We start from the raw sequence: 22,634 nt of genomic DNA on the forward strand, positions 1-22,634 counted from the left end.
ACTTTGGAACCAATGCGCTTGAAACCAGCCATACTTAACAATATTGATCCCTCACGAGGAGCACCTCATGCCCTACCACCATATTCTGGTCGCCGTAGATCTGACCGAAGAGTGCGACCCTGTGATCCACCGCGCCCGAGAGCTGTCGGTGAGCAATGGCGCCAAGCTGTCGCTGGTGCATATCGTCGAACCGATGGCCATGGCCTTTGGTGGCGACGTGCCGATGGATCTGTCACAACTGCAACAACAGCAGTTCGATCAAGCCAAGGAACGCCTGGAACGCCTGAAACACAAGTACACCGAGCTCGAAGGCGCCAACTGCCACCTGACCTACGGCCAGCCACGTCAGGAGATCCACCACTTCGCCAAGGAACAGGGCTGCGACCTGATCGTGGTCGGCAGCCATGGCCGACACGGTCTGGCACTGCTGCTGGGTTCGACCGCCAATGACGTGCTGCACGGCGCACCTTGCGACGTGTTGGCGGTGCATCTGGTCAAACGCTGATCCCACTCACTTATGAAAAACCAAAAAAGCCCGGCGCCCATCACTGGACGCCGGGCTTTTTAATGCCTGGAAACAATCAGGCGTCCAGCTCCGCCCAACGCTCCACCAGCGCATCCAGCTCAGCCTGCATCTGCTCCAGGGAGGCAATCACCTTGGCCGTCTCGGCTGGCGGGCGCTGGTAGAAGCCAGCTTCAGCCATTTCAGCCTCAACAGCAGCAATCTGCTGCTCTTTGGCGTCGATGTCTCCCGGCAAGGCTTCCAGCTCGCGCTGAAGCTTGTAGCTCAGCTTCTTCTTCGCAGCAGGAGCCGCAGCAACCGGCGCGGCAACCGGAGCCGGTTCGGCAGTGACTACCGCCGAGTTCAGGTCGGCCTTGCCGGATTTGCTTTCGGTCACGCCCAGCAGACGCGGCGAACCGCCCTGGCGGATCCAGTCCTGATAGCCGCCGACATATTCGCGAACCTTGCCCTCGCCTTCGAAGACCAGGGTGCTGGTAACCACGTTATCGAGGAATGCCCGGTCGTGGCTGACCATCAGTACGGTGCCGTTGAAAGTCAGCAGCACCTCTTCGAGCAACTCGAGGGTTTCCACGTCGAGGTCGTTGGTCGGTTCGTCGAGCACCAGCAGGTTTGCAGGCTTGCTGAACAGCTTGGCCAGCAGCAGGCGCGCACGCTCACCACCGGACAACGCCTTCACCGGCGTGCGGGCACGCTGCGGGCTGAACAGGAAGTCGCCGAGATAGCTCAGCACGTGGCGGCTCTGGCCATTGATATCGATGAAATCGCGACCTTCGGCAACGTTGTCGACCACGGTTTTTTCCAGATCCAGCTGATGGCGCAACTGGTCGAAGTAGGCCACGTCGATCTTGGTGCCCTCCTCCACTTTGCCGCTGGTCGGTTGCAGACCGCTGAGCATCAGTTTCAGCAGGGTGGTCTTGCCGGTGCCGTTGGCGCCGAGCAGGCCGATGCGATCGCCGCGCTGCAGCACCATGGAGAAATCGCGGATCAGGAACGGACCGCCCGGGTGGGCGAAGCTCACGTTATCCAGCACCATCACCTGCTTGCCGGACTTCTCCGCTGTTTCGAGCTGGATGTTGGCCTTGCCGGTGCGCTCACGTCGCTCGCTGCGTTCGACACGCAGGGCCTTCAGCGCACGCACGCGGCCTTCGTTACGGGTACGACGGGCCTTGATGCCCTGACGAATCCATACTTCTTCCTGAGCCAGACGCTTGTCGAACAGCGCGTTGGCGGTTTCTTCAGCGGCCAGCTCGGCTTCTTTGTGCACCAGGAAACTGGCGTAGTCGCCGTTCCAGTCGATCAGGCCACCGCGATCCAGTTCGAGGATGCGGGTAGCAAGGTTTTGCAGGAAGGAACGGTCGTGCGTGATGAACAGTACGGCGCCCTGGAAATCCTTCAGCGCTTCTTCGAGCCAGGCGATCGCACCGATGTCCAGGTGGTTGGTCGGTTCGTCGAGCAGCAGCAGATCCGGCTCGGACACCAGCGCCTGCGCCAGCAGCACGCGACGACGCCAGCCACCGGACAACTCGGCGAGGGTCTTGTCGGCCGGCAGTTGCAAACGGCTCAGGGTGCTGTCGACCAGGGTCTGCAGGCGCCAGCCGTCACGGGCTTCGAGATCGTGCTGGACGTGCATCAGCTTTTCCAGATCAGCGTCGGTGACAATGTTCTGGCTCAGGTGATGGTATTCGGCAAGCAGTGCACCCACGCCGTCGAGGCCTTCGGCCACCACATCGAACACTGTCCGCTCGTCGGCCAGCGGCAATTCCTGCGGCAATTCACCGATTTTCAGACCGGGGGCACGCCACACCGAGCCGTCATCGGGCTTCTGGTCGCCCTTGACCAGTTTCATCATGCTGGATTTGCCAGTGCCGTTGCGGCCGATGATGCACACCCGCTCACCACGGGCGATCTGCCAGGACACCTTGTCCAACAACGGCATCGCGCCGAATGCAAGGGACACATCGCTGAATTTGAGCAGGGTCATGAGCTTCTCCAAAAACCGGGCGCGCATTCTACCTGAATCGGGACCCGAGCAGGCCGGCAATTTCGCCGCTGACGCACTCTGCACAACAATTGTTGCGAACTTGTGCTGCAAGGCCGGCAAAGCTTTCGCCCCTTGCTGGCAAAAGGCTAAGCTACAGGCAATTCAGTGCAGGTTTAGGGCCGGCACTTGTCATGATTTCTCTGCCCGGATGTCTCATGCGCAGTCGCCTCTTCAGTGTTTTGTCATGTTTGCTGCTTTCCGCCGCTGCCGTTCAATCCGCCCAGGCGGTGGACCTGTCCACCCAACGCCAGTATTACGATGAAGCCAAGCGCGCCCTCGCCAAGGGCGACACCGGCCCGTATTTCCGTTACAGCCAGGCTCTGGCCGACTATCCGCTGGAGCCATACCTGGCTTATGACGAGCTGACCGCCCGGCTGAAAACCGCCAGCAACGCGGAGATCGAAAAATTCCTGGCCGAACACGGTGACCTGCCCCAAGCCAACTGGATGAAGTTGCGCTGGCTGCGGTGGCTGGCCGATCGCGGCGACTGGGCGACGTTCGTCAAGTATTACGACCCCAAACTGAATTTCACCGAACTGGACTGCCTGAACGCGCAGTACCAGATCAGCCACGACAAGAAGGCCGAGGGCTATGCCAACGCCGAGAAGCTGTGGCTGACCGGCAAATCCCAACCCGCCGCCTGCGATGCGTTGTTTGGCATGTGGGCCGCCGAAGGTCAGTTGACCGAGCAGAAACGCTGGGAACGCGCCAAACTCGCCGCCCAGCACCGCAACTATCCGCTGGCCAACAGCCTGGTCAACGGCCTGACCACCCTCGCCCCGCGTGGCCGCCTGCTGGTGGATGTGGCGCAAAAACCGGAACTGCTCAACCAGCCGTCGCGTTTCACGCCAGCCGATGAGCCGATGTCGGACGTGGTCAGCCTCGGCCTGCGCCGCCTCGCGCGCCAGGACCCGGACAAGGCCATGGCCCTGCTCGACGGATATGCCAGCAGCATGCATTTCTCCCGCGATGAAAAAGTCGCGATCGCACGGGAAATCGGTCTGACTCTGGCCCGCCGCTTCGACAGCCGCGCGCTGGATGTGATGACCAAGTACGACCCGGAACTGCGCGACAACACCGTGTCCGAATGGCGCCTGCGCCTGCTGCTGCGTCTGGCGCGCTGGGACGACGCCTATCAACTGACCCGCCGTCTGCCGCAGGATCTGGCCACCACCAACCGCTGGCGTTACTGGCAGGCCCGCAGTCTGGAACTGGCGCAACCGCAAAACCCGGAAGCGCAGACGCTGTACAAGAATCTGTCGCGGGAGCGTGATTTCTACGGCTTCCTCGCCGCCGACCGCTCGCAATCGCCGTATTCGCTGAACAACAAACCGCTGGTGCTCAGTCAGGCGCTGATCAACAAGGTGCGCAACACCCCCGGCGTGCGCCGCGCACTGGAGTTCCACGCCCGTGGGCAGATCGTCGACGGACGTCGCGAGTGGTACCACGTCAGCCGGCATTTCAACCGTGACGAAATGGTCGCCCAGGCCAAACTGGCCTACGACCTGAAATGGTACTTCCCGGCCATCCGCACCATCAGTCAGGCGCAGTACTGGGACGACCTGGACATCCGTTTCCCGATGGCCCACCGCGACACCCTGGTACGCGAAGCCAAGGTGCGCGGCCTGCATTCCAGCTGGGTATTCGCCATCACCCGTCAGGAAAGTGCGTTCATGGACGATGCCCGTTCCAGCGTCGGCGCCAGCGGCCTGATGCAACTGATGCCCGGCACCGCCAAGGAAACCGCGCGCAAGTTCAGCATTCCATTGGCCTCGCCGCAGCAGGTGCTCGATCCGGATAAAAACATCCAGCTCGGCGCCGCCTACCTGAGCCAAGTGCACAGCCAGTTCAACGGCAACCGCGTGCTCGCCTCCGCCGCCTACAACGCCGGCCCCGGCCGCGTGCGTCAGTGGCTGCGCGGTGCCGACCACCTGAGCTTCGATGTGTGGGTGGAAAGCATCCCGTTCGACGAAACCCGCCAGTACGTGCAGAACGTGCTGTCCTACTCAGTGATATACGGTCAGAAACTCAACTCGCCGCAACCGCTGGTGGATTGGCATGAGCGGTATTTCGACGATCAGTGATTGAAGCTCGTATCGCCGATAGATCGACGTAAACAAAAATGCCCGCATCGAGAGATGCGGGCATTTTTATTGCGCCTTTGAACCTTCCGTCACATCAACTTTGCAACTGCCGCGCTGCCAAGATCGGTCAATCGATACTTTTGTGTCGGACTGTTTGGCGTTTCGGGAACTGTCATTTCAATCATTCCACCGGCCAGCGCAGGATTAAGGTAGTTGGCCCGGAAGGTTGCCTTGTGCAACAAGTCCATTTCAGCCATCAACTCGCTGATTCTCAGTGACCGACCTCGAAGAACACGCAAGAGCTTCGCTACTGGGTCGCTTACTGGGTCGCTTACTAGGTCGGTAGAAGGCTCGCTTTCGATAGCCTCACGCAACGCCAGATTCAACGCATTCAACATGTACTCCACGAACGGTGTTGACTCTGCCAGTCGGTCAGCGCCCGACAACGCCGCATAGTAATTATCCTGCTGCTCACGAATCACCGCCTCAACGGGCAAATACGCCAACACCGGCCGCCACTGGCTGAGGATCAACGTTTGCCAGAGCCGTCCCATTCGCCCGTTGCCATCAGCGAAAGGATGGATGAACTCGAACTCATAGTGGAAAACACAACTGGTAATCAACGGATGCCAGTCCGAAGCATCGAGCCACGCCAGCAAGTCGTCCACCAATTGGGCAATCCGGCTCGGCGGCGGCGCCATGTGGACCAGTTGCTCACCTCGATAGATACCGACACCTGCTCGCCGAAAGCGCCCACTCTCGTCAATCAGCCCCTGCATCAAAAGCTCGTGAGCGCGCAGCAAATCGGATCGATTACCGGGTTTCCAGTCAATCAGGCATTCATAAGCGGCAAAAGCATTGCGCACTTCCTGAATTTCTCGAGGCAAACCCAGCACCCGTTGCCCGGCCAATACAGCAGTCACCTGCTCGACGCTGAGCGTGTTGTTTTCAATTGCCAGAGAAGCCTGGATCGTTCGAATACGATTCCCACGACGCAACTGGGGTGTCTGTCGCCCGCTGTCGGCAGCCGAAAGCCGACCGATCTGCTCACTGATCTCCGCGATCAGTCCGAGCATTCGAGGCGTCAGGGTCAATGGGGGCTGGTAGCGGCTCATATCCCTTCCGAAGGCATCTCAATGGTCGCCATAGTGCCCGATGCCATCGAGCTTGGCAGCCTTATTCAATGTGTTTTCTGACCATCACTGAACTGCAACGCCGCCAACCGCGCATACAGCGGATTACTGGCAATCAACTCCTGATGCGTGCCGATCGCCACCAGTTTTCCCTGATCCATCACCGCGATCCGATCGGCGTTTTTCACTGTGGCCAACCGGTGGGCGATGACCAGTGTGGTGCGGTTTTGCATCAGGCTCGGCAGCGCTTGCTGGATCAGATGTTCACTCTGGGCGTCGAGGGCGCTGGTGGCTTCGTCGAGCAGCAGGATCGGCGCGTCGACCAGCAGCGCCCGGGCGATGGCCAGGCGCTGGCGTTGTCCGCCTGACAGGCCGAGGCCGCCGTCACCCAGATGGGTCTGGTAACCGTCGGGCATTTGTTCGATGAAGTCGTGGGCATAAGCGATTTTCGCAGCTTCTTGGACCTGCTCCAGCGTGGCGGTCGGGCAGCCGTAACGGATGTTCTCTTGAACACTGCCGAAGAACAGCGCCGGGGTTTGCGAGACCAGCGCGAAGCAGCGACGCAGGTCCAGCGGATCAAGGCTCGTCAGCGGCACGCCGTCAATCAGGATCCGTCCTTCCCGGGGATCGTAGAAACGCAGCAGCAAGTCATACACCGTGGACTTGCCCGCGCCGGACGGGCCCACGAGGGCGAGGGTTTCGCCGGCGTTGATCGTCAGACTCAAGCCATCGACGGCAAGGCTTTCGGGACGCGAAGGGTAGGAAAAACGCACATCCTGCAGTTCCAGTTCACCTTTGACCCGCTCCGGCAGCGTCACCAATCCCGTGGTCGGTGGCTGAATGATATTCTCCGAACGCAGCAATTCGGCGATGCGCTCGGCAGCGCCGGCCGCTCGCTGCAACTCGCCAATCACTTCGCTCAAAGTACCAAAAGCACTACCGACGATCAGGCTGTAGAAAACGAACGCTGCCAGTTCACCCGCAGAAATCCTCCCGGCAATCACATCCATACCGCCGACCCACAACATTACCGCAACGGCGCCAAGCACCAGCACGATGACCAGGGTGATCAGCCAGGCTCGCTGGAAAATCCGTTTGCGTGCGGTTTCGAACGCCTGCTCGACGGTGCTGGCGAAACGCTGTTCGTCCTGCACCTGATGGTTGTAGGCCTGCACGGTCTTGATCTGGCCGAGGGTCTCCGAAACGTAGCTGCCAATGTCAGCGATCCGGTCCTGACTCAGCCGGGAGAGGTTACGCACGCGGCGGCCGAAGATCAGGATCGGCGCAATCACCAGCGGCAGCGCGATCACCACGATGCTGGTGAGTTTGGCGTTGGTGATAAACAGCAGCACCACACCGCCAATGACCATCAGCAAATTACGCAGGAACAGCGACAGTGACGAGCCGATCACCGATTGCAGCAACGTGGTGTCAGCGGTCAGCCGCGACTGGATTTCCGAGCTGCGGTTGTCCTCGTAAAACCCGGGATGCAGGTACACCAGATGGTTGAACACCTGCCGACGGATGTCCGCCACCACGCGCTCACCGATCCAGGACACCAGATAAAACCGCGCAAAGGTGCCGAGCGCCAGGCCTAACACCAGCAGCATGAACAGGCCGATGGATTGGTTGAGCAAGTGCGGCGACTGGGTCATGAAACCCTGATCGACCAGCAACTTGATGCCCTGCCCCATCGACAGGGTGATGCCCGCCGTGACGATCAGTGCGAGCAGTGCGCCGAATGCCGGCCAGCGATAGGGGGCAAGGAAATGACTGGTCAGGCGCAGGGCCCGGCGGTGGCGCGAGGAGAGCATCGGGATCATTCAGGTTCACGTCGTGTGCTGATGGATAGGGCCAGCCTACAGAGTCAAATGGGGTGGAACTCTGCAAATCACAATGAGTCAGGTTAATTATGACCGGCAAGACTACCCCCTAGAGGCTATTGGTCTAAGGTCCGGGTTGAGGCAGACGGTCATTTCTGTTTGAGTGGAGATGCCGTTCCGGACCGACCGCAGGGAGTTGTCACAGCCTGGTCACCTGACGGATTTAACTTAGGCGCACAACCTGATGAGGAGACAGGCCATGTCCTTGCAAAACAGCAGCGATGACAAGATTGAAGTGATCCGCACCAAGCCCGGCCAACCTCTGGGTTGCTCGATCATCGACGAAAACGGGCGTGAAATTGAGATCACTGAAGACATGATCCAGGACGCATGCCGCGAACTGGAACAGCGATTGGTCAAGCCTGCCGAACAAAAGTGATATCGCCACCGTCTTCCTGACCCGGCCCCTGCAGGCCGGGTTTTTTCTGCCCGTTTTTTATACGACCACAGCACCCAGCGCCGTCACGATCTGGCGCAAGGTCGGCGAGTCTCCTTCGATTCGCACCTTCAAGCCTTCGATCTCGCGCCTTACCGGATACTGTTTGCGCAACACATCGAACGCGGCGCGTTGCTCACCGACACTGCCCAGCAGGGTGCGACGGAAATCCGCGTCGTCCCGGCGCGGGTCGTACACGCCACGGCACAACATCGCCAGCGCCCAGGCCGGATCGCTGTCGGCATGCAGGGAAACTTCCGAAAGCCAAGGTGCTGGAAGCAGATCACCGAGCTGAATGCTGGCGGGCTCACCGATAAATTCGCAGTACGCCTGATAGATCTGCGCCGTGCCGCGCTGTTTGCCATCGAGGCTGTAACCGGCGATATGCGGCGTCGCCAGTACGCAAAGTTCTGCCAGCGCCACATCGACTTGCGGTTCGGCTTCCCAGACATCAAGCACTGCTTGCAGGTCCTCACGCTCCAGCAGCACTTCGCGCAACGCGGTGTTATCCACCACCGGACCGCGAGCCGCGTTGATCAGCCAGGCGCCGGGCTTGAGCTGCTGCAAACGCTGCTCGTCGAACAAATGCCAGGTCGCGCCATCACCGCTGCGGGTCAGCGGGGTGTGCAGGCTGATCACGTCGCACTGCGCGATGATCTGCTCCAGGCTGACATAATCGCCGCCCTCCGCCGCCTGACGCGGCGGGTCGCAGACTTTCACGTTCCAGCCCAGGCCTTTGAGCACCTTGATCAGGCGCCCGCCGACTTCACCGGCACCGACCACGCCGTAAGTGCGCTCACTCAATTCGACGCCTTCGATTTCGGCCAGGGTCATCAGGCTGCCGAGCACGTAATCGACCACGCCCCGGGCATTGCAGCCGGGCGCGCTGGACCAGGTGATGCCGGCCTCGTTGAAGTAATCGAGATCCAGGTGATCGGTGCCGATGGTGCAGGTGCCGACAAAACGCACCTTGCTGCCTTCCAGCAGTGCGCGGTTGACGTTGGTCACCGAGCGCACCAGCAATACATCGGCCTGTTCGACCGAGGCCCGGTCGATGGAGCGGCCCGGCACCCGGCGGATCTCGCCGAAACCGGCAAAAAAGGCATCGAGCAGCGGGATATTTTCGTCGGCAACAATCAGCATGGCGGGGCTCCTTGGGCGGATCGGCAGTGTAGGCGCTGGGGCTGCGATGAGCCAGCAGGCTTTGACTTCTTGATGAGGCGGGGCGATTACAAATCCGCAACAGAGGATTTTTCCTGACCATAACGTCAACGGCGTAGAATGCCCGGCCTTGCGCATCAACCCCTGTGGACGCTTTGCCTGTGAATTCCGTGACTGACCGCCCCGCTGCCGTTTCCCTCAACCGCCCTGCCCGGGTTCGCCTGGAGCTGAAAAATCTGCTCGGCCTGGCCCTGCCAATCATGATCGCGCAACTGGCGACCACCGCCATGGGCTTCGTCGATGCGGTGATGGCCGGGCGCGTCGGGCCCAAGGATCTGGCGGCCGTGGCGTTGGGCAACTCGATCTGGGTGCCGGTGTTCCTGCTGATGACCGGCACTCTGCTGGCCACCACACCGAAAGTCGCCCAGCGCTTCGGCGCCGGCACCCACAGCGAAATCGGCCCGATCGTGCGTCAGGCCTTGTGGCTGGCGCTGGTGGTTGGCCTGATGGCGACCACGATGCTGTTCAGCGCCGAACCGATCCTGCACCTGATGAAAGTCGATCCCGAGCTGATCGGCCCGTGCATGCAGTACCTGCACGGCATCGCCAGCGGTCTGCCGGCCGTGGCCTTCTACCATGTGCTGCGCTGCACCAGTGACGGTCTCGGTCGCACCCGCCCGGCGATGGTGCTGGGCCTGTGCGGTCTGGCTCTGAATATTCCGCTGAACTACGTGTTCATTTACGGTCACCTCGGCGTACCGGCCATGGGCGGCGTCGGTTGCGGCTGGGCCACGGCGATCGTGATGTGGGTGATGGCACTGGGTCTGGCCGGTTACGAGCGCTGGGCGCCGGCCTACAAGTCGAGCGAACTGTTCAGCCGTTTCGACTGGCCGCAATGGGCGGTGATCAAGCGCTTGCTGGCCATCGGTCTGCCGATCGGCGTCGCGGTGTTTGCCGAGTCGAGCATCTTTGCGGTGATTGCGTTGTTGATCGGCAGCCTCGGCGCCACGGTGGTGGCCGGGCACCAGATAGCGCTGAACGTCAGCTCGCTGGTGTTCATGATTCCGTACTCGCTGGGCATGGCCGTGACCGTGCGGGTCGGCCAGGCTCTGGGCCGTGAAGAGCCCCGCGAAGCGCGTTTCGCGGCAGGTGTCGGCATGGGCACCGCGCTGGCTTACGCTTGCCTGTCGGCGAGCATGATGCTGCTGATGCGCGAACACATTGCGGCAATCTACACGTCGGATCCGATGGTGATTCACATCGCCGCGATGCTGATCGTGTACTCGGCGCTGTTCCAGTTTTCCGACGCGATCCAGGTCACCGCCGCCGGCGCACTGCGTGGGTATCAGGACACCCGGGTGACGATGATCCTGACCCTGTTCGCCTACTGGGGCATCGGCCTGCCGGTGGGTTACGCCCTCGGCCTGACCGACTGGCTCGGCGAACCACGCGGCCCGAGCGGCTTGTGGGAAGGCCTGATCGTCGGCCTCAGCTGCGCGGCGCTGATGCTATCGATCCGCCTGACGCGCAGTGCACGCACACGCATTCGCATCAGCCGCTCGATGGGCTGACCGGGCATAAAAAAAGACCTGCACATGCAGGTCTTTTTTTTGCTTTCCGATCAACCGGACTTCTTGCGGATCCAGTACAGAAAGGTCCCGGCCTCTTCGTGCTGCCCCACCAGTTCATGGTCAAGAAACACGCAGAACTTGGGGATGTCGCGGCGGGTCGACGGGTCGGTGGCGATCACCTTGAGCAGGCCACCGGGCACCAGGTCGCGGATGTGCTGGTGCAGCATCATCACCGGCTCCGGGCAGTTGAGGCCCGTAGCGTCGAGGGTGCCGTCGACCGGCATATTGATCATTTCACTCATGATTCACTCCTGAAACTGGCCGGCATTGTCGCCCAAGGCCGGGTGTTCGGTCACCTGTCGCGCGCTCAGCGGGCTTTGGCTTTCTTCACATCATGGCGGCGCAAATGGCAGGTCACTTCCTCGCGGTCGTGATACAGCTGCTTGCAGCCGATGTCGACCTTGATCCCGCGGGCCTTGAACCCGTCGGCGATGCGCTCGAGCAAGCGCTTCACCTCCGCGTAACGCTGCTTCATCGGCAACTTGAGGTTGACCACCGCTTCCCGGCAATGCCCCTCGCCGATCCACTCTTCGAGCATCGCGGCGTTGCGTGCCGGCTTCTCGACGATGTCGCAGACCATCCAGTCCACCGGTTGCTTCGGTTTGAAGGTGAAACCATCGGCCATCAAGTGCTGCACCAGACCGGTGTCCATCAGACTTTCGGCCATCGGGCCGTTGTCGATGGCAGTCACCAGCATGCCGCGATTGACCAGTTGCCAGGTCCAGCCGCCCGGCGCCGCGCCGAGATCGACGCCGGTCATGTCGCTGTGCAGGCGATCTTCCCACTGATCGCGGGGGATGAAATGGTGCCAGGCCTCCTCCAGCTTCAGGGTCGAACGGCTTGGCGCCTCGCGCGGGAACTTCAGGCGCGGAATGCCCATCGGCCACATCGCCGAGTTACCGGCATCGGCCAGACCGAGGAACACCTCACGACCGCTTTTGAAGGTCAGCAGCAAGCGCGGCTTGCCGGCGTCCTCCACCAACTTGCCGGCGCCGGTCAGGGCCTTGCGCAGCGGGCCTTCGAACTTCTTGCAGAAATTCGACAGTTCCTTGCCGTCGTTGGTGTCGACGACTTCCAGCCACAAGCTGCCACAGACCGGGAATGCAGCCATGTGCGCGAGGATCACGCTGATGCGGTCGTTTTCCGGCAGATCGATGAAAAACCCGCGCGCCCACTGGCGCGGGAAAATCAGCTCGGCGAAACGCTGACCGCGCATCAGGCGCTCGGCGCCGTCTTCTTCGGTGCAGACAAACTCGGCACAGGCGGTGGCCGGTTTGGCCTTGGCGTAGCCAGCCACGTTCAGCTGAGCTGCGAGGTCGGAAATTTCCGAGCAGACTTCGCCTTCGAAGCCTGGCCGGCAATGCATGAATAGGGTGTTCATTCTTACTCCTGGGCAGAGGGCGATCATTCATCCCCTGCGCGATGCCCAGACCCTGCGTTGAAGCAAAGCCTGTCACGAAAACCGGCGCATGATAGCCGATGTCGGAACCTTGGTTCCTGTCATAGAGTCCAGTTATTAGCCAGCTACCTAAAACAGGGCTAAGTTTTAAGCTCTATTCGTCCCCTCAATCCGTAGCCGTGCGGATTCAAAGGAGTGATCGTAATGCCGTCCCTCGATAGCCTGCACACCCTTAAGACCCTGAAAGTCGATGACAAGACTTACCACTATTTCAGCCTGCCGGATGCCGCCAAGTCCTTGGGCGATCTCGCCAGGCTGCCGATGTCGCTGAAAGTCCTGCTGGAAAACCTGCTGCGCTGGGAAGATGAAAAAACCGTTACCGGCGCCGACCTCAAGGCGATTGCCGCGTGGCTCAAAGAGCGCCGCTCCGACCGAGAAATCCAGTACCGCCCTGCCCGTGTGCTGATGCAGGACTTTACCGGCGTTCCTGCCGTGGTCGATCTGGCCGCGATGCGCGCCGCCATGGCCAGGGCCGGCGGTGATCCGCAGCGAATCAACCCGCTGTCGCCAGTGGATCTGGTGATCGACCACTCGGTGATGGTCGACAAGTTCGCCAGCGCCAGCGCCTTCGAACAGAACGTCGACATCGAAATGCAGCGCAACGGCGAACGCTACGCCTTCCTGCGCTGGGGCCAGAGCGCCTTCGACAATTTCAGCGTGGTGCCGCCGGGCACCGGGATCTGCCACCAGGTCAACCTCGAATACCTTGGCCGCACCGTTTGGACCAAGGATGAAGACGGCCGCACCTACGCCTTCCCCGACACGCTGGTCGGCACCGACTCCCACACCACCATGATCAACGGCCTCGGTGTACTCGGCTGGGGCGTCGGCGGGATCGAGGCGGAAGCGGCGATGCTCGGGCAACCGGTGTCGATGCTGATTCCGGAAGTGATCGGCTTCAAACTCACCGGCAAGCTCAAGGAAGGCATCACGGCCACCGACCTGGTGCTGACCGTGACCCAGATGCTGCGCAAGAAAGGCGTGGTCGGCAAATTCGTCGAGTTCTACGGTGACGGCCTCGCCGACCTGCCGCTGGCCGACCGCGCCACCATCGCCAACATGGCCCCGGAATATGGCGCGACCTGCGGCTTCTTCCCGGTCGATGACGTGACGCTGGAATACCTGCGCCTGTCCGGTCGTCCGCCAGAAGTGGTCAAACTGGTCGAGGCCTACACCAAAGCTCAAGGGCTGTGGCGCCTGCCCGGTCAGGAGCCGGTGTTCACCGACAGTCTGGCGCTGGACATGGGCAGCGTCGAAGCCAGCCTCGCCGGGCCGAAACGTCCGCAGGACCGGGTGTCTCTGCCGAATGTCGGTCAGGCGTTCAGCGACTTCCTCGACTTGCAATTCAAACCCACCAGCAAGGAAGAAGGACGCCTCGAAAGCGAAGGCGGCGGCGGTGTCGCTGTGGGCAATGCCGATCTGGTCGGCGAAACCGATTACGAGTACGACGGCCACACCTATCGCCTGAAAAACGGCGCGGTGGTGATTGCCGCGATCACTTCCTGCACCAACACCTCCAACCCCAGCGTGATGATGGCTGCCGGCCTGCTGGCGAAAAAAGCCGTGGAAAAAGGCCTGACCCGCAAGCCGTGGGTGAAAAGTTCGCTGGCACCGGGTTCAAAAGTGGTCACTGATTACTACAAAGCCGCCGGACTGACGCAATACCTCGATCAGCTCGGTTTTTCGCTGGTCGGATACGGCTGCACCACTTGTATCGGCAACTCCGGCCCGCTGCCGGAACCGATCGAAAAAGCTATCCAGAAAGCCGATTTGACCGTGGCGTCGGTGCTGTCCGGCAACCGCAACTTCGAAGGCCGGGTGCATCCGCTGGTAAAAACCAACTGGCTGGCCTCGCCGCCGCTGGTGGTCGCCTATGCCCTGGCCGGCAGTGTGCGCACCGACATCAGCAGCGAACCGCTGGGCAATGACCAGCAGGGCAATCCGGTGTACCTGCGCGACATCTGGCCGAGCAGCAAGGAAATCGCTGACGCTGTGAATCAGGTCAACACGGCGATGTTCCACAAGGAGTACGCCGAAGTGTTTGCCGGCGACGAACAGTGGCAAGCCATCGAAGTACCGCAAGCTGCGACGTATGTCTGGCAGGCGGATTCGACCTACATCCAGCACCCGCCGTTCTTCGACGACATTGCCGGGCCTTTGCCGGTGATCGCCGATGTGAAAGGCGCGCGAGTGCTCGCGCTATTGGGCGATTCGGTGACCACCGACCACATCTCCCCCGCCGGCAACATCAAGGCCGACAGCCCGGCCGGGCGCTATCTGCGCGAGCAAGGCGTTGAGCCACGGGACTTCAACTCCTACGGCTCACGCCGGGGTAACCACGAAGTCATGATGCGCGGCACGTTTGCCAACATCCGTATCCGCAACGAAATGCTTGGCGGCGAAGAAGGTGGCAACACGATCTACATTCCGACCGGCGAGAAACTGGCGATCTACGACGCGGCCATGCGTTATCAGGCCTCGGGCACGCCGCTGGTGGTGATTGCCGGGCAAGAATACGGCACCGGTTCCAGCCGTGACTGGGCCGCCAAGGGCACCAACCTGCTGGGGGTAAAAGCGGTGATCGCCGAAAGCTTCGAGCGGATCCACCGTTCCAATCTGGTGGGCATGGGCGTGCTGCCGTTGCAGTTCAAACTGGATCAGAACCGCAAGAGCCTGAACCTCACCGGCAAGGAAACCCTGGATATTCAGGGCCTGAGCGGCGTCGAGCTGACACCACGGATGAACCTGGCGCTGGTTATCACCCGTGAAGACGGACGTCAGGAAAAAATCGAAGTGCTGTGCCGCATCGACACCTTGAACGAGGTGGAGTACTTCAAGTCCGGCGGGATCCTGCATTACGTGTTGCGGCAGTTGATCGCCTCGTAACACCTGCAGATGCAGAAACACCGCCAGATCGGCGGTGTTTCTGTGTGGGCAGCGCACTTTTCTGCGGGCGAAAAAAAACCCGCCGAAGCGGGTTTTTCCCAAGACCATTATCGACTCCCTGTCGGCAGCGATCCTTGCTAATGGTCGATCATCCGTGATCCTGAAACACTCCCTGTGTTTCAGTTGATGAGGCTAGGTTACGCTCTGGATCCAATCGGCAATAGTCGAAATAGCTACCATCGCGTGTAAGACATTCGCCATAGCAGGCCTTCCGAAAACCCTTAGGCGTGTCAGACATCGAGTGCAGAAGCCGCCAATCCGGCGAATTTCAGCTGTCCGGCGGCGGCTTTTTGCTCGTCATCCTCCATGAACCACGCGGCAGACAGTCCGGCGAATACCAGCGCACAGCGTCCCAGCCACGGCGTGAACAGGTCGAGATCAGCTACCTTCACGCTCGCGGGAACGGTCGCTTTCCGTCAGGAAGTGCTCAAGTCGACTCAACTGCTCCTCCCAGCCCCGACTGTCCATGTAGTAGGCCTCTTTCTGGCGCACGTCGGGAATGTGCGCAAAACCTGATTCGGAGACCTTCAGCAACGTGCCGTTCTCGTAGTCCTGCAGTTCGAATTTGACCAGCGTGGTCGGTTCCTGGGAGTAGTCGATTTTCGGGTTCACCGCGTACGGGTGCCAGCGGAAGGAGAACAGCTGTTGCGGCTCGACCCGCTCCACCAACACATTCCAGAGCACATGTTCATAACCGCGGTACGTGACCTGCCCTTGCGTCCATTCGCCCGGTATAAACCGCCGGCCTTCCAGCGCAACGCCGAACCACTGGCCGAACGCCTCGGCATCGACCAGGGCACGCCAGACATGCGAGCGCGGCGACTTGAGCATGATTTTACGTTCAAAGCTGTTGGGTACTGGTTTCATACGTCACCTCCTGTTTTGAACAGTAGGCTTGTATGACCACATGTCCAATCCGAAGTTGTATCAATCCGGTGCAACGGTCGGGCTGATTGAAATATCCGGCAGTATTTTGGGGCACCGGTTCGTCAGAATGCGGACGGATCAGCACCGTGAAACTGATAACGTTCGCAACGAATTGAACGACACAAGGACGTCATCATGCAGCCCTCCCTCCCCGAACGTTACCGTGGAGCCCTGCTCGGTCTGGCCTGTGGCGATGCCATGGGAACCACCGTCGAATTCCAGCCTCGCGGCAGCTTCCAGCCCCTGACCGAGATGATGGGTGGCGGGCCGTTTCACTTGAAGCCCGGCCAATGGACCGACGACACCTCGATGGCGTTGTGCCTGGCGGAAAGTCTGCTGAACAAAAACGGCTTCGATGCCGCTGACCAGATGGGCCGCTATCTGAACTGGTGGCAATGGGGTTATTTGAGTTCGACCGGCGAATGTTTCGATATCGGCATGACCGTGAGTCAGGCGCTGGATCGTTTTCAACAAACCGGTGAGCCGTTTGCCGGCTCCACCGATCCCCACAGCGCCGGGAACGGGTCGCTGATGCGTCTGGTGCCCGTTGTACTGTTCTACTTCCCGGATGCCCGGCAAATCAGGCGATTCGCCGCCGACAGTTCACGCACTACGCATTCGGCGCCCGAATCCATCGAATGCTGCCAGCTGTTTGCCGAACTGCTCTGCAGGGCTCTGGAAGGCGAGTCGAAAGCGCAACTGCGCATTCAGCCGCAAACAATCTTCAGCCAGCCCAAGGTGGCGGCGATTGCCCGGGGCGGGTACCTGCACAAGACCGAGCGCGACATTCGCGGCAGTGGCTACTGCGTCGAATCCCTGGAAGCGGCGTTATGGTGCTTCCAGAACACCGACAGTTTTGCCGCCGCCGTCCTGCAAGCGGCGAATCTGGGCGATGACGCGGACACCACGGCTGCCATCGTCGGCCAGTTGGCCGGCGCCCACTACGGCGTGCAGGGAATCCCGTTCGGGTGGCTGGAAAAGCTGCATGACGGAGAGGAAATTGCCGCGACAGCGGAGCGGTTGCTCAACGCCTCCAGACACCGTGCACCTTGTTAGCGCCACGAAGTCGCTAAACTGCCCGGCACGTTCACTCATCAAAGCGAGATGACTCATGTCCCCACGCCTGCTTCTGGCCCTGACACCCTTTCTTTTCACTTCTGTTGCTCACGCTGCCGTGGACTGCGCCAATGCCAGCGATCAAGCGACGATGAATCAGTGCGCCGCACAAGAGAACAAGGCGGCGGACAAGGAGTTGAATACGGTTTATCAACAGATCACCGCCCGGTTGAAGAACAACCCTGATGGCAAAAAACTGCTGGTCAGCGCGCAACGGGCGTGGATCGGCTTTCGCGATGCCGAGTGCAAGTTTTCCGCATCCGGAATGGCAAGCGGGAGTGTTTATCCGCTGATCTACAACAATTGCATCGCCTCAATAACCAAGACGCGAACCGAAGCGCTCAAACAGTATTTGAAATGTGAGGAAGGTGACATGAGTTGCCCGGTGCCGGGGGCCTGACTTTTCAGGGATTTGGAGAGCCTCTTCGCGAGCAGGCCTGCTCCCCCATTTGAACTGCATTTCAATGGGGGAGCAGGCTTGCTCGCGAGGGCGTCATCCCTGACGTCGCTAATTACCGGACGAAGATCTGTGCCGTAGTAATCGCCATATCCCCACCCGGCAGTTTGATGCTGCCGGTCTGCTTCATGGTCTCGGCATCAAAGATCGCCACATCGTTGAAGGTCCCGGCCAGGTAGATCTTGCTCCCGTCCTTGTTGAACGAAATGCAGTAGTAGGAATGATCCAGTGTCGCCGCCTGAATCAGCTTTTTCTGCTTGATGTCGTACTTGGCCAGACGATTGAGTACACCGAACATCAGGTTCGGATCCTTCGGCGAGCGCATGCCGCTGAAGTAGATCTCGGTCAACGGGCCGAAGTCAGTGGTCTCGGTCTTGCCCGTTTTCAGATCGACGCTGAACAAGCCATAAAGGTATTCGGCGGTGGCCGGGTCCTGTTTTTTGTCCTTGAACTTCGCCGCCGTGTACAGCAGCGAGAAATCGTGGCGATAGGTTTGCTGGTTCCATACGTAAAGCACGTCCGGCGCGCTGTAGTTCGGGCGTTTCCAGTGGCGGCTGGGGATCAGAACGTCGAACTTGCCGCTCTTTACATCGACCTTGTACACATCGGCGCCGGCCACATAGAGCGTACCGTCATCGCCGCTCTGCATGATCGTCAACTGCCGTGGAGCCGGAAAGCTGCGCAACGGTTTGGCGTCCATCCCGGCATCGGTGGCGTAGACGTCCAGCCGCGGCTGTTTGACCTCATAGCGGTCATTGAGCATCTGGGTCGGGTTGGCGATGGTGTACAACTCCTTGCCGTCATGGCTGACGGTAAAGGCGAACATCGACCGCGCCTTCTCCCCAGGCTGCTGGGTGATGCTGGCGTGGAATACCTGCTTGCAGCTGTCCAGCTCGACACCGTAGACATCGGCGTAATGGTTGTTCAATACGTACGCGGTCTTGCGATCCGGCGAAAGCTGTACGGTGCCGGGGCCAAAGGCATCGGGCATCTTGCAGGTCTTGTACAGGCTGTCGGTCGCCAGGTCGATGACGTGCAGGTTGTTCGGGTAATTGGTGGTCAACATGTACTCGTGACCGTCTTGCAGCGCGGCGTTTTCATCGGCCAGAACCGGGAGCGAACAGGCGCTCAGAACCGCGAGTGCGGCAAGGCCGCAGGCTTTGTTGAGGCTAGGCATGTTGGAATCCTTCTTCTTGTCCGGGCAGTTACTTGTCTTTCGGGAAGACAGTGCCGAGGTTGCGCCAGTTGTCGTTGGACGCCTGGGCATCCTTGTTCCAGTCCGGGTAGGTGCTCATCATGTCCGGCACCTGGGCTGGCCACCAGCACGGGTCGGAGCAGCCATACAGGTCGGCTTCCATCGGCTGACAAAGCGACGACACCCCGCCGAACGCATCGATTTCCCAGCCCGGGTCGGTGGTCGAGGCGCAGCCAGCGACGGAGCTCATCGCCACCACTTCTTCGATGCGGTTCTCGTCCGCGGCCTGATCCAGCTTCAACGCTTTGTTATTGATTGCCTTGAGATGTTTCATATCAGTGAGCCTTGCGCGGAGTGATGTAGCTGCTGATGAACGCAGGGTTGGCGGCCATGATCCGGGTGTAGACCTCAATGCCGAAGTCGACCCAGTCACGCATCAATTCGCAGTAGTGATACGTCGGGTGGGCCGGGTCACCGTAGCGGGCATAGCTCTCGTGGTAGCAACCGCCGGAGCACAGGTTGCGAATCTGACAGTCATGGCAACCGGTGTTGGTGCGATCCAGGCGCTGGGACAGGAAGTCATTCAACTCGACCTGCTTGACGCCGCTGTGGACGTTGCCGAAGGTCGGCAGCGAGGAGCCGGTGAAGCGATGGCACAGGTTCAGTTCGCCTTTGTGATCGACCGCCAGCATCTTCAGCCCGGCGCCGCACGGCAGGGCCTTTTTGTGGCCTTCATGAATGTCGGTGATCAACTGATGCAGGTTGGAGAACCCGATATTGCGGTGTTCCAGCGCAGCCTCCAGATAACGCCGACCGAGGCGTTTCATGCTGGCGAACACTTCGATCAACTCGTCGTTGGTCAGATTGAAGCTGCTGATATCGCCGGACGTTACCGGAGCAAATCCAACCTCGGCAAAACCCAGTTCGTTAAACAGGTGATCCCAGATGGTTTCAACGTCGGTGACACCGGTGGTCAGGGTCACCCGCGCGCCGACCGGACGGCTGTTGTAGCGAGAGAGCAACATTTCGGCCTTGCGCCGCACCACGTCATAAGTGCCCTGCCCGCCCACGGTGATGCGGTTGCGGTCGTGCACGGTTTTCGGCCCGTCGATGCTCACTGACAAGCCAAAACGGTGGGCATTCAGGTAGTCCACGGTTTCTTCGGTGAGCAGCGTGGCGTTGGTGGTCATCACGAACTCGACGAACTTGCCGGCCTGGGCAAACCGCTTCTCGCAGTAATCGACCATGTACTCGATCAGCTTGCGGTTGCTCAGCGGTTCGCCGCCGAAAAACACCACGGTGAAGCGCTCTTCGTCGGGGGATTCGCGTAGCAGCATTTCGACCGAGGCGATGGCAGTTTCGACGTCCATCTTCTTGCCGGCGGACGGCTTGTCGAGGTCTTCCTTGTAGCAGTAGGTGCAGCTCAGGTTGCAGCCGGTGTTGACGTTGAGCACCACGGTGTTGATCGCCGTGCGTTCGACGCGTTTTACGGCGATGTCCGGCGTCAGCGGCGAGCCGTCGCTGACCAGTTCCAGCGAGATCAGCTCGCGCAGTGTCTCGTTGATTTCCTCGCCATTGAACCGCGCGCCGAGGCGCTGGACCAGGTCCTCTGAGGAGCACCCAGGGCCGCGCAGTGCATCAATGATGGTGCCGGTCAGTTCATCGCTGGCGAACAGCGAACTGCTGGGGATATGAAACAGCATGCGGTCGGCGTCGACGTGCACTTCGTGCAGATTACGTTCGACCAGATTCAAGATAGCGCCCATTGCAAACCTCCTGTGCAAGCCCCCCGCCTGGCGGGACTTGCGGTCATTCCGAAAAGTGTCTGAATCGCTGTCGCTCAGCTCAACTCACGTTTCAACATCAGGGAATGGGTGGATTGTTCCAGCGTTGCACGGTGACGATCAGGTGGCCTTCGCCGGTCAGGGATTTCCCTGCGTCGTCGACGGCGGCAATCACCTTGAGGTTGCCGGCATTGTTGGTGGACATCTTGCGAGCCGGATTCGGCCCGGCATCGCCCGGTGTGAACACGCCCGCGTCGGCCTGCATGGTGCCGGCGAACTTGACGTCCTCGTCCTCTTTGGCGCGCTCGTCGAAGGCTTCGACTTTCCATTGCGCCGGGAACACGCCGATGCGATATGGCTTGCCGTCGGCACCCTTGCCCCACGCTTCGGCGTCGAAGCGGCCCTGGACTTTCGGCGTCGAACCACCGCCCTCGCCGATCCGTGCCACCGAGAACTCGGGCACCACTTTGACCGCGGCAATCTTGCTGTACACCGACAGGCTCGGGCCTTTCAGGCTGCCGACGCTGACCGCGCGCAGCCCCGGTCGGGCATTGGCTGCCGCTTTGACTTTGACCTTGATCCGATCGGCGCTCTGCTCGACCACTTCGACCACGTCCACGCCTTTGCCGAAATTCGGCTTGCCGCTCAGACCGCTGCCGATCAGGGTCACTTCAGTTTCGCTGCCGGCCTTCACATAACCAGGCTGTACCGCCAGCAGGCGCTGGGAACCCTGTTTGGCCGCAACGAAATCCAGACCGCGCTCATCGTGCTCGGCCTCGAACATCCGGCCCTGCATGGCGTTGCCTTGCGCGGCGAACACCTGACGCATGGTCACGCCATCGACGGTCACGTTGCCGCGCCATTCGTAGCCGCTGTAGAGGATTGCGCTGCCGTCGCCGTTGAACGGGCTGCCGTCGGCGTACTGACCTTTGACGGTAACTTTGAAGGTGTCACTGCCATCGGCGGTGACGCTCATGGTGCCGGCCAGTTCACCCTTGCCCGGCAGGTGACCGCTGAAACTCCAGTCGCCCACCAGCGCCTCGGCTTTCGGTGCGGTTTTGACCCACGTCTGCCACGCCGGATTATCCAGCGGATAACGTTTGGCCAGCAGGGGGACCATTTCCTTGCGGGCGATATCGAACCAGTCACGATCACGGGCCAGTGCCTGATACTCCAGCGACGGCCATTGGCCGAGGTGGAAATTCACCAGACGTTCCCACTCCTGGGCCGGACGCCGTTGCAGAGCGACCCTGGCACCGGAATGGCAGCGACCACACATCTGCGCGGTTTTCTCGTCGAACTGCTCAACGGTGTTCAACCGCCGTTCCAGCGCGTAACGCACACCATCGGTTTCGCTGGGCGCCAGGCCCTGGGTGTCGGCGAGGTATTTGACCAGTGTGCGTCGATCGTCATCGCTGATCTGCAGACCGTGCATGGTCTGCATCCGGGCAATGCTCATCAGCCAGCCTTCGGGGGTCTTGCGCTGGTGGCTGATACGGCTCAACTGGTCGCCGGCTTCAGGGGTGTGACAGCCCTGGCAGGTTTCCTTGAGGATGGTCTGGGCATCGCGGGCTGCCAGGCTGTACGGCGAATGCAGGGCCACGCAAGCGGCCACGGCCAGCAGGCTGGCGCTCATGCCTGATCGGAGTCTTCTCTTCATCAACGTCGAACCTCGCACGGTGCTTTCTTATTGTTGTGGCTTATCGTTTTTTATGGTTTCTGCCGTTCGTGGCGCTGCACGAACGGAGGCAAGCGAAACGTCTGCTGTGAGCAATACACGGAGCGTGCCAGCTTGCCGATAAGCTTTTCAATCAAGCAGTTACGTGAAGATCATGGCGAAATGGCGGTGCCGGCGGTG

Annotated in this window: 19 protein-coding genes; 7 read left to right on the forward strand and 12 right to left on the reverse strand. The window is 60.6% G+C overall.

Annotation, left to right across the window (positions count from 1 at the left end; all coding sequences use genetic code 11):
* Nucleotides 1-67: 67 nt before the first annotated feature.
* Complete coding sequence (locus tag AC1MDC_RS23990; RefSeq protein ID WP_085700513.1) at nt 68-505, forward strand: universal stress protein; 438 nt, start codon at nt 68-70, stop codon at nt 503-505.
* A gap of 76 nt (nt 506-581) precedes the next feature.
* Here the strand turns inward: AC1MDC_RS23990 and AC1MDC_RS23995 are convergent, their stop codons facing one another.
* On the reverse strand, nt 582-2,504 hold the full coding sequence (locus tag AC1MDC_RS23995; protein WP_085700514.1) for an ATP-binding cassette domain-containing protein: 1,923 nt from the start codon (nt 2,502-2,504) through the stop codon (nt 582-584).
* Nucleotides 2,505-2,719: 215 nt separating this feature from the next.
* On the opposite strand from AC1MDC_RS23995, the gene AC1MDC_RS24000 reads away from it, so the two are divergent.
* Nucleotides 2,720-4,648 carry a transglycosylase SLT domain-containing protein gene (locus AC1MDC_RS24000; RefSeq protein ID WP_227233068.1) on the forward strand — a complete coding sequence of 643 codons (1,929 nt, stop codon included), beginning with the start codon at nt 2,720-2,722 and terminating at the stop codon, nt 4,646-4,648.
* Nucleotides 4,649-4,737: 89 nt separating this feature from the next.
* Here the strand turns inward: AC1MDC_RS24000 and AC1MDC_RS24005 are convergent, their stop codons facing one another.
* Both AC1MDC_RS24005 and AC1MDC_RS24010 read right to left on the reverse strand, forming a co-directional pair.
* The gene (locus tag AC1MDC_RS24005; protein WP_480393812.1) at nt 4,738-5,763 is read right to left on the reverse strand and encodes a Fic family protein; all 1,026 of its coding nucleotides are present in this window, start codon (nt 5,761-5,763) and stop codon (nt 4,738-4,740) included.
* Nucleotides 5,764-5,828: 65 nt separating this feature from the next.
* The gene (locus tag AC1MDC_RS24010; RefSeq protein ID WP_480393813.1) at nt 5,829-7,604 is read right to left on the reverse strand and encodes an ABC transporter transmembrane domain-containing protein; all 1,776 of its coding nucleotides are present in this window, start codon (nt 7,602-7,604) and stop codon (nt 5,829-5,831) included.
* Nucleotides 7,605-7,863: 259 nt separating this feature from the next.
* On the opposite strand from AC1MDC_RS24010, the gene AC1MDC_RS24015 reads away from it, so the two are divergent.
* Entirely contained in the window at nt 7,864-8,043 is a 180-nt protein-coding gene (locus AC1MDC_RS24015) for a PA1571 family protein (RefSeq protein ID WP_085613114.1), read from the forward strand.
* Nucleotides 8,044-8,100: 57 nt separating this feature from the next.
* Here AC1MDC_RS24015 and pdxB read toward each other — a convergent pair whose 3' ends face one another.
* Nucleotides 8,101-9,243 carry a 4-phosphoerythronate dehydrogenase PdxB gene (pdxB, locus tag AC1MDC_RS24020; protein ID WP_480393814.1) on the reverse strand — a complete coding sequence of 381 codons (1,143 nt, stop codon included), beginning with the start codon at nt 9,241-9,243 and terminating at the stop codon, nt 8,101-8,103.
* Between the two features lie 179 nt (nt 9,244-9,422).
* On the opposite strand from pdxB, the gene AC1MDC_RS24025 reads away from it, so the two are divergent.
* Nucleotides 9,423-10,832 (forward strand): MATE family efflux transporter, encoded by a 1,410-nt coding sequence (locus tag AC1MDC_RS24025; RefSeq protein WP_480393815.1) that lies wholly within the window; start codon nt 9,423-9,425, stop codon nt 10,830-10,832.
* Between the two features lie 50 nt (nt 10,833-10,882).
* On the opposite strand, the gene tusA is transcribed toward AC1MDC_RS24025, so the two are convergent.
* Both tusA and rlmM read right to left on the reverse strand, forming a co-directional pair.
* Entirely contained in the window at nt 10,883-11,134 is a 252-nt protein-coding gene (gene tusA / locus AC1MDC_RS24030; RefSeq protein ID WP_085700519.1) for a sulfurtransferase TusA, read from the reverse strand.
* Nucleotides 11,135-11,199: 65 nt separating this feature from the next.
* Nucleotides 11,200-12,273, reverse strand: a complete 1,074-nt coding sequence (gene rlmM, locus AC1MDC_RS24035) for a 23S rRNA (cytidine(2498)-2'-O)-methyltransferase RlmM (protein WP_480393816.1) — start codon at nt 12,271-12,273, stop codon at nt 11,200-11,202.
* Between the two features lie 222 nt (nt 12,274-12,495).
* On the opposite strand from rlmM, the gene acnA reads away from it, so the two are divergent.
* Entirely contained in the window at nt 12,496-15,237 is a 2,742-nt protein-coding gene (gene acnA, locus AC1MDC_RS24040) for an aconitate hydratase AcnA (protein WP_480393817.1), read from the forward strand.
* A gap of 290 nt (nt 15,238-15,527) precedes the next feature.
* Here acnA and AC1MDC_RS24045 read toward each other — a convergent pair whose 3' ends face one another.
* Together AC1MDC_RS24045 and AC1MDC_RS24050 are read right to left on the reverse strand one after the other, a co-directional pair.
* Nucleotides 15,528-15,689, reverse strand: coding sequence for a hypothetical protein (locus AC1MDC_RS24045; protein WP_227233070.1), 162 nt, complete (start codon nt 15,687-15,689; stop codon nt 15,528-15,530).
* Entirely contained in the window at nt 15,676-16,164 is a 489-nt protein-coding gene (locus AC1MDC_RS24050; protein ID WP_085700522.1) for an SRPBCC family protein, read from the reverse strand. Before AC1MDC_RS24050 ends, AC1MDC_RS24045 begins: the two co-directional genes overlap by 14 nt.
* A 195-nt stretch (nt 16,165-16,359) precedes the next feature.
* Between AC1MDC_RS24050 and AC1MDC_RS24055 the strand changes: the two genes are divergently transcribed.
* A complete protein-coding gene (locus tag AC1MDC_RS24055) occupies nt 16,360-17,280 on the forward strand; it encodes an ADP-ribosylglycohydrolase family protein (RefSeq protein WP_480393818.1) in 921 nt (306 codons plus the stop codon).
* 55 nt (nt 17,281-17,335) lie between these two features.
* A complete protein-coding gene (locus AC1MDC_RS24060) occupies nt 17,336-17,740 on the forward strand; it encodes a lysozyme inhibitor LprI family protein (protein ID WP_480393819.1) in 405 nt (134 codons plus the stop codon).
* Nucleotides 17,741-17,852: 112 nt separating this feature from the next.
* On the opposite strand, the gene peaD is transcribed toward AC1MDC_RS24060, so the two are convergent.
* From peaD to peaA, 4 genes are all read right to left on the reverse strand, one after another.
* Nucleotides 17,853-18,974: a quinohemoprotein amine dehydrogenase subunit beta gene (gene peaD / locus AC1MDC_RS24065; protein ID WP_085704538.1), complete on the reverse strand. Its 1,122-nt coding sequence runs from the start codon at nt 18,972-18,974 to the stop codon at nt 17,853-17,855.
* A gap of 28 nt (nt 18,975-19,002) precedes the next feature.
* A complete protein-coding gene (qhpC, locus tag AC1MDC_RS24070) occupies nt 19,003-19,326 on the reverse strand; it encodes a quinohemoprotein amine dehydrogenase subunit gamma (RefSeq protein WP_008016081.1) in 324 nt (107 codons plus the stop codon).
* Between the two features lies 1 nt (nt 19,327).
* Nucleotides 19,328-20,758 (reverse strand): quinohemoprotein amine dehydrogenase maturation protein, encoded by a 1,431-nt coding sequence (peaB, locus tag AC1MDC_RS24075; RefSeq protein ID WP_480393820.1) that lies wholly within the window; start codon nt 20,756-20,758, stop codon nt 19,328-19,330.
* Between the two features lie 97 nt (nt 20,759-20,855).
* A complete protein-coding gene (peaA, locus tag AC1MDC_RS24080; RefSeq protein WP_480393821.1) occupies nt 20,856-22,436 on the reverse strand; it encodes a quinohemoprotein amine dehydrogenase subunit alpha in 1,581 nt (526 codons plus the stop codon).
* Nucleotides 22,437-22,634: the final 198 nt, after the last annotated feature.

Source organism: Pseudomonas sp. 1, assembly GCF_056626735.1.

Coding starts and splice junctions, on each gene's coding strand:
- AC1MDC_RS23990 (WP_085700513.1), top strand. CDS start 68: ATGCCCTACCACCATATTCTGGTCGCCGTAGATCTGACCGAAGAGTGC.
- AC1MDC_RS23995 (WP_085700514.1), bottom strand. CDS start 2,504: ATGACCCTGCTCAAATTCAGCGATGTGTCCCTTGCATTCGGCGCGATG.
- AC1MDC_RS24000 (WP_227233068.1), top strand. CDS start 2,720: ATGCGCAGTCGCCTCTTCAGTGTTTTGTCATGTTTGCTGCTTTCCGCC.
- AC1MDC_RS24005 (WP_480393812.1), bottom strand. CDS start 5,763: ATGAGCCGCTACCAGCCCCCATTGACCCTGACGCCTCGAATGCTCGGA.
- AC1MDC_RS24010 (WP_480393813.1), bottom strand. CDS start 7,604: ATGATCCCGATGCTCTCCTCGCGCCACCGCCGGGCCCTGCGCCTGACC.
- AC1MDC_RS24015 (WP_085613114.1), top strand. CDS start 7,864: ATGTCCTTGCAAAACAGCAGCGATGACAAGATTGAAGTGATCCGCACC.
- pdxB (WP_480393814.1), bottom strand. CDS start 9,243: ATGCTGATTGTTGCCGACGAAAATATCCCGCTGCTCGATGCCTTTTTT.
- tusA (WP_085700519.1), bottom strand. CDS start 11,134: ATGAGTGAAATGATCAATATGCCGGTCGACGGCACCCTCGACGCTACG.
- rlmM (WP_480393816.1), bottom strand. CDS start 12,273: ATGAACACCCTATTCATGCATTGCCGGCCAGGCTTCGAAGGCGAAGTC.
- acnA (WP_480393817.1), top strand. CDS start 12,496: ATGCCGTCCCTCGATAGCCTGCACACCCTTAAGACCCTGAAAGTCGAT.
- AC1MDC_RS24050 (WP_085700522.1), bottom strand. CDS start 16,164: ATGAAACCAGTACCCAACAGCTTTGAACGTAAAATCATGCTCAAGTCG.
- AC1MDC_RS24055 (WP_480393818.1), top strand. CDS start 16,360: ATGCAGCCCTCCCTCCCCGAACGTTACCGTGGAGCCCTGCTCGGTCTG.
- AC1MDC_RS24060 (WP_480393819.1), top strand. CDS start 17,336: ATGTCCCCACGCCTGCTTCTGGCCCTGACACCCTTTCTTTTCACTTCT.
- peaD (WP_085704538.1), bottom strand. CDS start 18,974: ATGCCTAGCCTCAACAAAGCCTGCGGCCTTGCCGCACTCGCGGTTCTG.
- qhpC (WP_008016081.1), bottom strand. CDS start 19,326: ATGAAACATCTCAAGGCAATCAATAACAAAGCGTTGAAGCTGGATCAG.
- peaB (WP_480393820.1), bottom strand. CDS start 20,758: ATGGGCGCTATCTTGAATCTGGTCGAACGTAATCTGCACGAAGTGCAC.
- peaA (WP_480393821.1), bottom strand. CDS start 22,436: ATGAAGAGAAGACTCCGATCAGGCATGAGCGCCAGCCTGCTGGCCGTG.